14 protein-coding genes are annotated in these 13541 nt (G+C 60.7%); 1 reads left to right on the top strand and 13 read right to left on the bottom strand.

All coding sequences use genetic code 11. The annotated features are described in order from the left end of the window. The 13 genes from AAFN47_RS27730 to AAFN47_RS27670 form a co-directional block, all read right to left on the bottom strand. Positions 1–402: transposase (locus AAFN47_RS27730; RefSeq protein ID WP_499812449.1), on the bottom strand; the 402-nt coding region annotated here is incomplete at its 3' end. Between the two features lie 296 nt (positions 403–698). After that, entirely contained in the window at positions 699–1478 is a 780-nt protein-coding gene (locus AAFN47_RS27725) for an HpcH/HpaI aldolase family protein (RefSeq protein WP_499812448.1), read from the bottom strand. Between the two features lies 1 nt (position 1479). Then, positions 1480–2919, bottom strand: coding sequence for an NAD-dependent succinate-semialdehyde dehydrogenase (locus tag AAFN47_RS27720; RefSeq protein ID WP_499812447.1), 1440 nt, complete (start codon positions 2917–2919; stop codon positions 1480–1482). A 14-nt stretch (positions 2920–2933) separates the two neighbouring features. After that, positions 2934–4652: an L-arabinonate dehydratase gene (araD, locus tag AAFN47_RS27715; protein ID WP_499812446.1), complete on the bottom strand. Its 1719-nt coding sequence runs from the start codon at positions 4650–4652 to the stop codon at positions 2934–2936. Then, positions 4649–5470 carry an SDR family NAD(P)-dependent oxidoreductase gene (locus AAFN47_RS27710; RefSeq protein WP_499812445.1) on the bottom strand — a complete coding sequence of 274 codons (822 nt, stop codon included), beginning with the start codon at positions 5468–5470 and terminating at the stop codon, positions 4649–4651. Before AAFN47_RS27710 ends, araD begins: the two co-directional genes overlap by 4 nt. Beyond that, complete coding sequence (locus AAFN47_RS27705) at positions 5467–6468, bottom strand: Gfo/Idh/MocA family protein (RefSeq protein WP_499812444.1); 1002 nt, start codon at positions 6466–6468, stop codon at positions 5467–5469. Before AAFN47_RS27705 ends, AAFN47_RS27710 begins: the two co-directional genes overlap by 4 nt. After that, positions 6461–6778, bottom strand: a complete 318-nt coding sequence (locus AAFN47_RS27700) for a cupin domain-containing protein (RefSeq protein WP_499812443.1) — start codon at positions 6776–6778, stop codon at positions 6461–6463. The genes AAFN47_RS27705 and AAFN47_RS27700 overlap by 8 nt, the downstream gene beginning before the upstream one ends. After that, positions 6775–7398 (bottom strand): ATP-binding cassette domain-containing protein, encoded by a 624-nt coding sequence (locus tag AAFN47_RS27695; protein ID WP_499812442.1) that lies wholly within the window; start codon positions 7396–7398, stop codon positions 6775–6777. Before AAFN47_RS27695 ends, AAFN47_RS27700 begins: the two co-directional genes overlap by 4 nt. A 2-nt stretch (positions 7399–7400) precedes the next feature. Further along, positions 7401–8096, bottom strand: coding sequence for an ABC transporter ATP-binding protein (locus AAFN47_RS27690; protein ID WP_499812441.1), 696 nt, complete (start codon positions 8094–8096; stop codon positions 7401–7403). Continuing rightward, positions 8096–8839, bottom strand: a complete 744-nt coding sequence (locus AAFN47_RS27685) for an ABC transporter ATP-binding protein (protein WP_499812440.1) — start codon at positions 8837–8839, stop codon at positions 8096–8098. Before AAFN47_RS27685 ends, AAFN47_RS27690 begins: the two co-directional genes overlap by 1 nt. A gap of 1 nt (position 8840) precedes the next feature. Further along, positions 8841–9872 carry a branched-chain amino acid ABC transporter permease gene (locus tag AAFN47_RS27680; protein WP_499812439.1) on the bottom strand — a complete coding sequence of 344 codons (1032 nt, stop codon included), beginning with the start codon at positions 9870–9872 and terminating at the stop codon, positions 8841–8843. Continuing rightward, positions 9872–10792 (bottom strand): branched-chain amino acid ABC transporter permease, encoded by a 921-nt coding sequence (locus AAFN47_RS27675; RefSeq protein ID WP_499812438.1) that lies wholly within the window; start codon positions 10790–10792, stop codon positions 9872–9874. The genes AAFN47_RS27680 and AAFN47_RS27675 overlap by 1 nt, the downstream gene beginning before the upstream one ends. Before the next feature lie 85 nt (positions 10793–10877). Next, a complete protein-coding gene (locus AAFN47_RS27670; protein ID WP_499812437.1) occupies positions 10878–12173 on the bottom strand; it encodes an ABC transporter substrate-binding protein in 1296 nt (431 codons plus the stop codon). Positions 12174–12436: 263 nt separating this feature from the next. On the opposite strand from AAFN47_RS27670, the gene AAFN47_RS27665 reads away from it, so the two are divergent. Next, positions 12437–13180 (top strand): MurR/RpiR family transcriptional regulator, encoded by a 744-nt coding sequence (locus AAFN47_RS27665; protein ID WP_499812436.1) that lies wholly within the window; start codon positions 12437–12439, stop codon positions 13178–13180. Positions 13181–13541 lie beyond the last annotated feature (361 nt).

Genomic DNA, 13541 nt, shown 5'->3' with positions numbered 1-13541 from the left:
CCGCGTCCTGCGGTAAAGCGCGTCATGAATACGCCGCCACGTCCCGTCCCGGCAGAACCGTTTGAAATAGTAATGGACCGTGCTTTTCGGCGGAAAATCGTGCGGCAGCAACGCCCATTGGCATCCCGATTGCAGCAGATAGAAGATGGCGTCCATTACGGAGCGCAGTGACGTCTTGCGCCTGCGACCCCGCTGTGGCTGGGGCGGCATGAAGGGCTCGACCATGCTCCATTCCCGGTCAGTCAGGTCACTTGCATAACGCAGCCCGCTTCTGTCATGGTGACGCGGGTGAAGGGTGTCCAGGCCATTCGATCTCTCCGTATTTGTCGCAAAATACAAAGAATCTGATTGCCGCCCTTCACTCAACCCCCGAAACCGAACCGGCCATTCTTGGACAGACACTTAGCCACCACCCTGCGCTTTCCGTGCCCTGCGGCAGAACAAATGGACTGTCCATAGGACTTATGTTGGTGGGTAGGCACAACGATGAGATCACACTTTATCGAGTGGCTCGGGCGGTAGAAGTGTTGACACGGGACAGCTAGTTTAAATTCCAAGCCGAATGCACAGTGTGACAACAAGAAGAGACCAATAATTCCGTGCATAACCGAAGGCCAAGTGTACGATCATATGAGGTCCATACTAATCCATCCGGCAATGCCAGCAATTGTGACGTCGCCTTGAGTTAAAGACCGAGTCTAGCTGCCGGGCTCTAATGCGTTCTTGAAGCCATCCAGGGCGGCTAAAGCGCCAGCTTCGACGAAACGGGCGTCGGAACCGATCGTGACGAGGTCCATTCCGGCGGCAGCGGCCTTGGAGGCATACAAGGGAGATCCGCAGTGGAGGCAGCACCGGAGTCCGGCGGCTGATGACCGCGCCCGGATATCGGCGATCAAGGCCCGCATCTCGGGCTCCTCCCGGTCGAACCCCGGCGCGAATCCGTGCGAAAGCGAGAGATCGGCCGGGCCGATATAGATGCCCGACAGCCCTGGAACGGAGAGGATCGCATCAAGATTGGCGACCGCGGTCTTCGTCTCGATCATCGCGAAGACAAGCACTTCCTGATTGGCGATACGCGCGTAATCGTCGCCCCAGGCGAGGCGTGCGCGCACCGGACCGAAACTGCGCGCGCCTTGAGGCGGGTAGCAGCATGCGGACACAAAGCGTTCGGCATCCTGTCGCGTCTCTATCATCGGCGCGATGATCCCGAGCGCGCCGGCGTCCAGCGCACGCATAATCGCGGCCTCGTCGAGCCAGGGCGCCCGGACGATCGGTGTGGCGCCCGATTTCTCGATCACCGGCAGAATTGAAAGGAGATCGGCATAGTCGGCCGTACCATGCTGCATGTCGACCGTCAGCGCATCCCAGCGCGCTTTCGCCATCGCCTCGATGTTGAGCACCGACGGGACTGCAATCCAACCATTGACCGCCGCGCGCCCCTCTGTCCAGACGCGACGAACCGTGTTGAGGGGCGCCATGTCACACCGCCATGATGTGGCTGAGCTTGGTGTTCTGATAGTCCCGGATCGCCTCGCGTCCCCCTTCGCGCCCCATGCCGGAGTGGTCGACGCCCCCGAACGGCGCCTCGGCGTGCGCGATCATGAAAGTGTTGATTCCGACCATGCCGGCACGCAGTCCGCGCGAGAGCGCTTCGGCCTTCGCCTGGCTGGAGGTGAAGGCATAGGCTGCGAGGCCGTAAGGCGTGGAATTGGCGCGCGCGATGGCATCGTCGAGCGCTCCGAATGTCGCGACAGGCGCGATCGGTCCGAAAGGCTCCTCGCTCATGATATCCGCATCGTCCGGCACACCCGCCAATACAGTCGGTTCGAGGAAATATCCCGCGTTGCGCCCTGCTGGCCGTTTGCCGCCAGTTACCAGTCTCGCACCTTTTTCCCGAGCGTCAACGATCAGGCGCTCGACCTTCTCGCGACCCGAGGCGAGCGTCAGTGGCCCCATCGAGCTCGCTTCGTCCTGGCTGTCGCCGAGCACGAGCTTTTCGGCCTCGGTTTTCATTTTGGACAGGAAGCGGTCGGCCACGCTTTCCTCCACATAGAAGCGGTTGGGAGCGATGCAGACCTGGCCGGCATTTCGGAACTTGAAGCCGGCGCATTGCACCGCCGCGGCCTCCACGTCTGTATCCGCACACACGACGACAGGAGAATGCCCGCCCAGTTCCATCGAGCATCGTTTCACGGTCTGGGTGGCCTCGGCCATCAGCATCTTGCCGACTCGGGTCGAACCGGTAAGAGAGATCTTGCGCACCTCGTTCGCCGCGAGAATCGCAGGGGTGATGTCCGCCGCACGGCCGAGCAGGAGCTGCACTGCACCCGCCGGTACGCCGCCCGCAACAAATGCCTCCGCGATAAGGGTCGACGTCATAGGAACCTGCTCGGAGGGCCGCACGAGGATGGCGCAGCCCGCGGCGAGCGCCGGCGCCATCTTGCGAACCGGCAGGTTGACTGGGAAGTTCCACGCGGTGAACGCAGCGCAGATGCCGACCGGCTCCGGCTCGATGATCAGCCGCCCGCCCTGGCGCGACGGAATCGTCTCTCCGAATAGTCTCTCCGCCTCGCCTGCGAACCACTCGATCTGTTCGATCGCCGCGCCAACCTCGCCAGCCGACTGGCTGTAGGGTCTGCCGATTTCGAGGGACAGCGCGCGGGCAATCGCGTCGGTGCGGGCGCCCATTTCCTCCGCTACCTTCCGCAGGATGCGTCCTCGCTCCCAACCATGGACGTGACTCCATCGTTCCTGCGCGCTGCGAGCATGGGCCAGGGCCTCCACGACATCGTCGCTCGAACAGGCCGGCTGTTCCCAGAGCACCTCCTCGGTGCAGGGATTGATGACGGGAATTGGCGCCGCGCCTCCGTTAGTACGAAACGCATCTCCGATCAGCAGCTTCGGTTGCATGCCAGCCATGGTCTTGCCTCACTTCACAATATCTCGGGTTCCGGCGCCGGAGCGCCGAAACCGGTTTCCAGGAAATCGAAGTCGCAGCCCTGATCGGCCTGCAGAACGTGGTCGGAGTATATCCATCCGTAGCCCCGACCGAACTTGCGTTGCGGCCGAACCCATCCGGCAAGGCGACCTTCGAGCTCGTCAGCGTCCACCTCCATGTCGAGACGGCCAGCGCGGGCATCGACAGAGATGAAGTCTCCGGTGCGCACCAGCGCTAGCGGCCCACCAACATGCGCTTCCGGCGCGACATGCAGAATGCATGCGCCATAACTGGTGCCGCTCATGCGCGCATCTGAAAGACGCAGCATGTCGCGCACGCCTTGTTCCAGCAGGTATTTCGGGATCGGCAGCATCCCCCATTCCGGCATGCCCGGTCCGCCCTGCGGACCCGCGCCGCGCATGATCAGCACATGATCGGGCGTAACTGCGAGCGCCGGATCGTCGATCCGCTGCTTCATCTCGCCATAGCTTTCGAACACCACCGCCGGACCGCGATGTTTCAGCAGCCGCGGATCGGCGGCAGAAGGCTTCATCACCGCGCCGTCAGGCGCGAGATTGCCACGGAGGACCGCCATGGCAGGTTCGTTTGAGACGGGGTCGTCGAGTCCGCGGATGACATCCGGCAGATAGGTTTCCGCGCCTTCAATCTCCTCACCCATGGATCGTCCGGTCACCGTGCGGGCCTCCGGATCGATGTAATCGCCCATTTTTGCCATCAGCGCGCGAAGGCCTCCGGCATAGAAGAAATCCTCCATGAGATAGGTTGCGCCCGAGGGCCGTATGTTGGCGAGAAGCGGCACCCGCGCGCCGGCGACGTGGAAGTCGTCCAGGGTCAACGGAAAGCCGGCACGCCGGGACAATGCGATCAGATGAATGATAGCGTTGGTAGAACAACCCATCGCCATCGCGACATGCAGCGCATTGGCAAAGGAGGCGGGAGACAGGATCGTTGACGGGCGCAGGTCCTCATTCACTATCTCGACGGCCCGCCGCCCGGTGGCGGCTGCCATGCGGATGTGGTTTGCGTCAGCGGCGGGAATTGAAGACGCACCGGTCAGGCACAGGCCCAGCGCATCGGCGATGCCTGTCATCGTGGCGGCCGTGCCCATGGTCATGCAGTGTCCGTAGGACCGGGCGATCCCGGCCTCGACCTCTTGCCATTCGGCAAGACCGATCCGTCCCGCGCGACGCTCGTCCCAGTATTTCCAGGTGTCGGAGCCGGACCCCAGAACCTCGCCCTTCAGATTGCCGCGCAGCATCGGGCCGGCAGGCATGAAGATCGCAGGAAGATCCATGTTGATCGCCCCCATCAGAAGCGCCGGCCCGGTCTTGTCGCAGCCGCCCATCAGGACAGCGCCGTCAACGGGATGCGACCGAAGCAGTTCCTCGGTCTCCATGGCCAGCAGGTTCCGGTACAGCATGGTTGTCGGCTTGACGAAATTTTCCGAAAGCGACAGCGCCGGCAGTTCGATCGGGAAGCCGCCGGCCTGCAGCACGCCGCGCTTCACGTCTTCAACCCGCGCCCGGAAATGCGCGTGGCAGGGATTGATGTCCGACCATGTGTTGACGATGGCAATGACCGGCCGGCCTTCCCAGTCCTCACGCGAATAGCCCATCTGCATAAGCCGCGAGCGGTGACCGAATCCGCGCAGATCGTCTGTGTCGAACCAGCGTGATGAACGCAATCTCGTCATTGCGAAGCCGTGACCCCGCCGTCAATATATACGATCTGTCCGGTCATGTAGCTGCCGGCCGGCGCTGCGAACACGATCACCTGGCCGCAGACTTCCAGCGGATCGCCGATCCGACCGAGCGGATTGCGTTCGAGTATGAAATCCCGGAACTCGGGCTTGTCGAGATGCGCGCGGATGCGATCCGACTGGATGAATGTCGGCGCCACCCCGTTGACAGTGATGTTGTACGGTGCAAGTTCCATCGCATGCTGCTTTACGAGCATCGCAAGCCCGCCCTTGGAGGAGCAATAGGCGGAATAACCGCGTCCGCGAAGCGCCAGTTGCGAGCGGACCGACAGGATATGGATCTGCCGTCCGCCCTTGCCGCGAGCGATCTGGTCGCGCGCCGTCTCCTGAGCGAGGAACATCGCGGATTTAAGGTTGGTCCGGTAAACCTCGTCGAAGGCCTCCTCGGTCACGTCCATCAAATGCTGCTCGCGCTGGATGCCGACGCAGTTCACCAGCGTGTCGATGCCGCCCATGGCGCCAATGGCCTGCGCGGTGGCGTCTCGCACCGAGTCGACATCCCGCGCATCCAGTTCAAAGCAGTAGGCCTTGCCGCCGGCGTCGACGATGCCGTCGGCCAACGCCCGCGCCTTTTCGATTTTCGGTCCGGCGATCGTCACCACCGCCCCGTGCGCGGCCATGGCGGTGGCGGTGGCCTCGCCGATCGCTCCGTAACCTCCCGGCACGAAGACGCGCATTCCCGTGATGTCGAACAGCCTGGCGATCCGCTCCGGGTCGAGACCCGGTGTGAGGCTGGCGGGTTGCTGGTTCATTGCTGTATCTCCATTCCAGCCGCGGCATAGACGCTTTCCATCAATCGCAGGGTCTCCAGATTGTCGAGGCGATCGGTCTCAAACGGCGTACCGTCGCGCAGTCCCTGGACGAAATCCGCCATCACCGTGTCGAAACATTCCTGGTAGCGGCCCAGAAGGTCGACCTCCTCAGCCTCGTCCTCCGCACCGACGAGATGAATGCGGTTCAGTTCCATCAGGATCGTGCCGGTCGAGCCAATGACCTCGAGGCGATCGCCATGAAGCTGCGGATAACCCGGCGCGACAAGGCACCCGTCGGCGGTCGCGATAAAGCCGTTTTCGCCGGACAGCAGGATTGCCGCAGTGTCCTCCCCGGGCAGCCCCTCGGCAAGCCGGTTGAGCTGTGCGGCGACAACCTTGAGCGGTCTGCAGAGGCAACGAAGAACGTCGAGATGATGGATCATCGTCTCGAAGACGAGGTTGCGGCGAAAGCCCCTGAGATAGGGCTGACGCTCGATCAGGAAGGGCGCCGCGCCATCGCGCGGACACAGTCCCGACCCCCGGCAGGAGATCGCCGCGTGACGCACGACGCCGATGCGGCCCCCCTCAATCCAGCGGCGAACGGTCATGTAATGCGGCCTAAAGCGGTAGTTCTCATGCACCATGAAGCCGACACGGTCACCCACATAGTCTATCAGCGCCTCGGCTTCGGCGACCGATTCCGTAAGGGGTTTCTGACACATGATGTGAATGCCATGATCAGCAGCCATGCGGGCGACCGGCGCGTGTGCGCCGACCGACGCCGCGATATCGACCGCGTCGAACCCACCTGCCGCAAACATCTCGCCCGCATCGGTATGGACCTGCGAAACACCGAACTCCGCAGCGCGGGCCTTTGCATTGTCGATATCGGTGTCGCAGAGCGCAACGATATCGACACCCGCCGCTTCCCATGCGCGCAGGTGATAGAGACTGATCATGCCGCAGCCGACCAGCGCGACGCGCAGCCGTTCAGCCATCCGCGCCTCCAAAAGTTCCGTAGCCGTAGAACCAGACGCTTCCACCGCGCCGCGAGGTGTGCAGCGAGTGCGACGCACCGGCCGGGATTAGGACGAGATCGCCCGGTTCGCAGAACGCGGTTTCGCCAGCGACCTCGATTTCCATCGACCCCTCAGCGACGACGACGTATTCGTCGGTATTGTGGACGAAATCTGCCCACACCTGGCCCGGCGGATCTCGGAAGACGCCGAAGGAGAAGCCGGGGAAATCGGTCATTACCAAGGCCCGGGACACCGGCGTGGCATAACTCGCCTTGCGGAACGCGCTCATGCCGCTCGCTCCGTCAACAGATCGCCGAGATAGGCGCGCGCGGGTTCGTGCGCCAGCAGATCACCATAGGACTCTAGCGGCGTGACCGCACCTTTCTGCACGAAGATGAAGCGCTCGCAGATTTCCTCGACGATCTCAAGGTGAAAGCGTTCATTCGGATGGACGCACAGGAATACAAGCCGGCCTTCGTCGCGCAACCGTCGGAAAAAATCGAGCATGAAGCCGATGTAGCCATCCTGCGTGTTGAACTGCGGCTCGTCGAACAGGTGCAGTATCGGATAGTCCGATCTTGCGGGCTCCAGCAGCGCGTTCGGTGTCCACGACCGGAAATGGCGGACCTGATAGGATTGATGATAGTGGATCGCCAGCCGGTCGCGCTGATCTGTGCGCACGCGATGAATGTTGCGCCCCATCACCGAGACCTGCCCAGACGTCGGCGCGTTCGATCCGGTTACCAGTTCGAACAATGTCGTCTTGCCGGAGCCGTTCGGCCCCATCATACCGACGATACCGGGCTCCGCGATGGTAAAATCCGCGGTTAGCCGGAAGGTTGGCGTGCGGTCGAAAACCGACCGTGCATAGACCTTCTCGAGCTTCTTTACTTCAAGCATGGTCGTCATCGTTACATCCCGATCAGCCGGCGGCGCATCGCGCTATTATCCAGTAGTTCCTGTGCCTCGCCCTCATGGATGATGCGGCCGCGATCCATGACATAGACCCGGTCTGACACTTCCAGCGCGGCGAGCGCGTTCTGTTCCACGATCAGCGAAGCTATGCCCTCGGCCTTCATCTTGCGCACCGTCTTGAGCACATCCTGCACGATCTTCGGCGCAAGACCCTGGCTCGGCTCGTCGAACAGCACGATTCCGGGGGAACCGAGCAGCGCCCGCGATATAGCAACCATCTGCAACTCGCCGCCGGACATGGCCTCGCAATCGCGCGCCATCAGGTGGTCGAGCGCCGGAAATATCTCGCAGACCTCGTCCATCCGCCAGCCGCGGAACCTTGTCTTGCGCGCACCCAGCGCCAGGTTGCGCCGACCGGAAAGCATTGGAAACACCCGGCGGTCGTCCGGAACCCAGCCAATCCCCATCCTGGTTATGCGATGGGTCGGTATTCTCGTGATATCGGCGCCGTCGAAATGGATCTGGCCCGCGCGCGGCGGCGAGAGGCCGAGGACCGACCGTATCGTCGTGGTCTTGCCCGCGCCGTTCGGGCCCAGCAGCGCCACGACTTCTGCCTCGCCGATGCGAAGCGACGAGCCGAACAGGGCCTGGGTTTCGCCGTAAAATGTTTCGATACCGGATATTTCGAGCATCAGGCCAGTTCTCCTAGTGCGGAGCGTGCGACCCACTTGTTGGCCATGAGTTCGGCCGGAGTGTCCTCGGCAATCACCTGTCCCCAGTGGATAACCGAGATACGGTCGGCCAGTTCGAACAGAAAGCGCATGTCATGCTCGATCATCACGATCGTGTAGTTCTCGCGCAATCGCTGTACCAGGCGCGCAAGCGCGCGCGTCGCTTCGGCACCGAGTCCCGATGTCGGCTCATCTAGAAAGACGATCTTCGGCCTTGCTGCAAGGGCTACGGCGATTTCAAGCGCCCTGCGCTGGCCGTAGGACAGCGCCGCGGCCTTTTCCCAAGCCTTATCCACGAGATCGACCTGCGCCAGGATTTCCAGCGCTGGGTCGGTGAGTCCGCGATCCGTGAACACGCTACGCCAAGTATTGAAACCCAACGCACGGAATTCCGGCATTGCGAGCATGACGTTCTCGATCACCACCGTGTCGTCGAAAAGGTTCATAATCTGGAAGGAGCGGGAAATGCCAAGTTGGGCGATGCGGTGCGGTTTCAATCCGGCGATGTCGCGACCCTTGAAGCGGATACTGCCGCCATCAGGCGCGTAATGTCCGGTCAAGACATTAAAGCAAGTCGTCTTGCCGGCGCCGTTCGGTCCAATGATGCCGTGAACCGCGCCTTCCTCGACGTTGAGCGAGATATTCTCCAGAACGACCCGCGCGCCGAAGCGCTTTTGAATGTTACGCGCCTCGAACAACACCATCTCAGGCACCCCTCTCGGCAGACGCAGGCACTCGCTTCTCCGTTGGCGCGCGGCCAAGGCGGGCTCGCACGACATGGATGAGACCGGCCAGACCTTCGGGCCGCGCCATGACCATGACAACGAACATCAGGCCGAACCAGAGTAGCCAGGTTTCTGTAAGGCCGCCGATAATGTCGCGCGCGATGAAATAGACGAGCACGCCGAGGACAGGCCCCCAGAAGCTGACAAGACCGCCGCCGACGAGGATCATCATCACAATCAGGCCGGACTGGTGCAGACTCATAACGTCGGGATAGGCGCTTTCCTGCGCCATTGCGAAGAGGCCGCCGGCAAGGCCGGCCACCGAAGCGGAGAGCGTGAAGACCAGCCACTTGATTAGCCAGACGTTATAGCCTGCGAAGCATGCGCGCATCTCGTTCTGGCGGACTGCCTGCAGGACACGTCCGAAAGGCGCATTGACCAGACGCCACAGCCCGAGCATCGCCAGCCCGAGGATTACGGCGGAGAACCAGTGCAGCGATGCGTTCTCCTGCAGACTTACCCTCACGGGACCGAGAACGAGGTCAGGTCGCGGGATCCCCAGCAGTCCATCCTCCCCACCGGTAAGCCACCTCAGCTTGATTGCACAAAACCAGAAGACCTGTCCGAAAGCGATTGTCAACAAAGCGAAATAAATGCCTCGGCGGTGGGATACGAACAACGCGACGACCGCGCCTGCGGCCGTGGCCGCGAGCACAGCGGCCAGCAGACCACCCCATAAGCTGACCCCGACGTGATGTTGAAACAAGCCGAAAGCATAGGCGCCGACGCCCAAATATGCGCCGTGGCCGAAAGAGTGCAAGCCCGCATAACCAAATAGCAGATTGAACCCCATGGCGTATAGGATCCAGATGGTTATTTCGATGCCAAGATAGCTGTAAAGCCCGATGGCCTCGAGCCAGAACGGCGCCGTGGCAAGCGCCAGGAGAAACACCAACATAGCTGGCGTAAAAGGCGAACTGCCTCGCGCCGGAATATCGGAAAGCGAGATCATCAGTTCTCCAACGCACTCTTGCGGCCGAAGAGACCGCGGGCACGGAAACCAACCACCAGGATCAGCAGGATATACATGGACAGCATCGACCAGGCCGTTGCGTAGGCGCCGGTAAGTCCAACAGCTAGACCGACGAGCATGGCGGCGACGACCGCTCCCCAGAAGCTGCCCACGCCGCCGACGACGATGATGAGGAAGGCCGGTATCACGACATCGATGCCGATATGCGGCCGCAAGCCCCAGATCGGAGCCATGATAACGCCTGCGAGACCGGCCAATCCAGCGCCGAAAGCAAATACAGCGAGACGCAACTTGCCAAGATCGAAGCCCAGCGCACGCACCATTTCGCTGTCATGACTACCCGCCTTGATGATCGCGCCAAACGGCGTTTTTTCCAGGAACAGCCATACGAGCAGGATCGCCCCGATCGAGAAGCCGGCGGCGTAGAATTTGTATTTCGAGAAGATCAAACCGCCCATCAGAAAGGCGCCATTGATCGCCTGCGGCACCGAGAGGCTCTGTTCGCCGGTGCCCCAAATTAGTCGGATGAGTTCCTCGATCACCAGCGCTGCACCAAAGGTTAAAAGCAAACCGTAGAGTGGCGCCTTGCCGTAAGTCGGGCGCAGACACAATTCAAGGATCAGTCCTGCGCCTGCAGCGCAGAGTGGGCCGAAAACCAGCCCGGCGGTATACCGTGTCGCCGGCGATAAATCGTGCCACCATACGCCGAACTCCGTGCCGGCAAACCAGCTTCCACCAATCGTGGCGAGAGCAAAATAGGCGCCGAGCGCGAAGAAAGCCCCATGGGCGAGGTTTATCACTTCCATGACGCCGACGATCAGAGTGAATCCCAGAGCGATCAGCGCAAAGAGCAATCCGAGCGTCAGCCCGTTGACGATATGGGGTAACAAACTGTACATGGGTGATTCCAAGGGACCCTGAGAAGATGGACCGGACGACACGACCGGCCCCGGGAAGGGCCGGCCCACGATTCTTCTATCTTTTTCAGGCGTCGAAGCTTGGCGTCTCTTCGTAGCTTTCCAGCCTGCAGGCAGCAGCCGCGTCCACGTCGCGCACCGCATCCGGATCCGACTGGGTGAGGATCTTGAACATGTCCTCTTTGTTGTCGTCCATCTCCGTGTTCGCAGTCGCAAGGTAGATCGTCTGCTGAACCTGGTGCGTATCGGGATCGATCCATGCGTCGTAATGCTGCATGCGGCTCTCGGCGGACATTTTGTGTCCTTCAAGTTGCTTGATGATCGCGATGTTGTTGGTGTTGCCGGCGCGCTCTATGGCAGCCAGAAGTTCGCGTGTCGCCATGTAGCCGTTGTAGAAGACGTTGCCAGGCACTCGCATCGAGGTGTCCGGATAGGTCATCTGGTATCGATCGACGAACTCTTTCACTCCGGGCAAGTCCAGACCGAAATACCAGGTCGTACCGAAGACGCCGAAGAGGTTGTCGACCGGCAGGCCGTAAACGTCTGGCCAATCTTGCTGGTTGTTGATCCAGGCGGGCTTGGAGCCCATGCCCAACTGTGCAACCTGTTGTCGCATCGCCACCTGGTCGTCACCACCAACAGCCGCAGCCACAACGTCGGGATTTGTCTGCTGTATCTTCAGGAGAGCGGCGCTGAAATCGCGCGTGCCCTGGGGCACGAGGATCTCGTCGACCACCTCGCCGCCATACCGGTCGAGCAGCTTCTTCGTCGCGGCCGCCGTGTCGTGGCCCCAGCCATAGTCGTTGGTCAGAAGCATCCACTTCTTTCCATAGGCGTCGATAGAGTTCTTGACGGCCGCCTTTGCGAAGTTGGTGCCGTTGCCGTCCCAGACAAACTTCACGCGATGGCAGTTCTCTCCGCTCTCTGTCGGCGACGAAGAGTTCGTGTTCATATAGATAACGCCATAACGCTGCGCCACCTGGCTGATCGCATTGGCAACGCCGGAACTCACGGCGCCGATCAGGAAGCCGCATTCTTCACGCGTGATCAGGCGCTCGGCAACACGGCTGCCTGTCGCCGCCGTCGTCTCTGTATCGAGGTGCTGGAACTCGATCTTGCGGCCTAGCACTCCACCCTTTGCGTTGGCTTCATCGATGGCCATCATCATACCGCGCCGGTCGGATGCGCCGGAGTTGGCGTACTGTCCACTTGCGTCGGACGTAATGCCGATCTTGATCGGCTTGTCGGACGCCTGCGCATAGGCGCGGTTGTGTTTCCACGGGCCGGAGAACGCCACGACGCCTCCAACGGCCGCCGTCGCTCCGGACAGCAGGCTTCGCCTTGAAATTTTCTTGTCTGACATGGAGTTCCTCCCTTGAACATGCCCGCTTCTCACGAGCCACAAACGGCATGAGAACCCTCCCGCGGGACCAATTGAACGCCGCGTCAATCAATGTGAATATTTATTCAATTAATGTCAACGAAAAATTCATTCACAAGATTTGAATATGTGCTATATAACTGGCAATGAACAGAAAATTTCTCATAGATAGACAAGCTGCCCCCGAAACATTCGATAGTTTGCGTCAGCGAATACGGGACCGCTTTCCAACTCTCAGCCCTCATTTGCAGCGCATCGGTCGCGCGTCGCTGGAGGAACCGAACCGGTTCGCTCTGAATACAACCCAGGTCATCGCCGAAGAGTTGGCAATTCAGCCTTCGACCCTGATCCGCTTCGCCAAAGAATTTGGTTACAAAGGATTTTCCGAGTTTCAGCGGGTCTTCCGCCAGCGTCTGATCGAAGGCGAGGCTGATGTGCGAGGACAGGTGCTTGAAGATAGCGCGAATATGCCGCCGCCTGATGCAAAAGCTCTTCTGGACGCCTCAGTCACCGCGCATATGGAGGCACTGAAGCATCTATCGGAGACCTGCAATCTCAGCGACCTCGCAATGTCGATCCGAATGCTGCGATCCGCCCGGCATGTCTATATCGCCGGGTTGCGGCGCTCGCGCCCGATCGCGGAATATCTGCAATACGGGCTGCTGCGCGCCGAGCGAGCTTGTTCGATGCTTGACTTTTCCGGCGGGATGGCCGGGCCGCAGATAGCGACTATATCGCACGAGGACCTGCTGGTCGCGATTGCTTTTCCACCCTATTCGGTGCCTGTAGTCGAGGTGGTGATGGACGCCGACGTTGTGGGTCGCCGTATCCTGACGATCACCGACACCTCTGAGAGTCCGCTCGCACGGCACGCCGAGACGACCCTTCTCGTTGGTTCGGACTCGAAAAGCCGCATGCAGCCGATCTCCGCCGCGATTGCCCTGGTCCAGACTCTGCTGACAGCCATACCGCAGGATGCGTTGGACTGAGGACGACGCCATGCGAATATCAACTAATTGGTTTTCCTTGCAATGGGTTTTTTATCGAGAAACTTTAAATCTAGCTGGAATCGAATTCTCGAAGATTGTCGCCTCCATCGTAACACCAAGAGAAATAGACGGAGACACATCTGCGACTTAACGAATTGAGAATTTGTTGTGCAAGATGCCACCATTTCAGGTGGGTATCAGGGTGGGTAAGACTTCGGATCGGAAGATAAGTATCTGATGAGCTTATCGAGAGATAGCTGACATTTCATTCCGGACACATGGTTTACACAACGCGCATTTGGGGGAGCCCGAATGCCTTGGAAAGAGTGTAGACCAATGGATGAACGTCTCAAATTCATAG

Source organism: Hoeflea sp. CAU 1731 (genome assembly GCF_039888615.1).
Classification (GTDB): domain Bacteria; phylum Pseudomonadota; class Alphaproteobacteria; order Rhizobiales; family Rhizobiaceae; genus Flavimaribacter.
The sequence above is the reverse complement of the archived record's forward strand: the minus strand, read 5'-3'. Positions and strand labels throughout refer to the sequence as shown.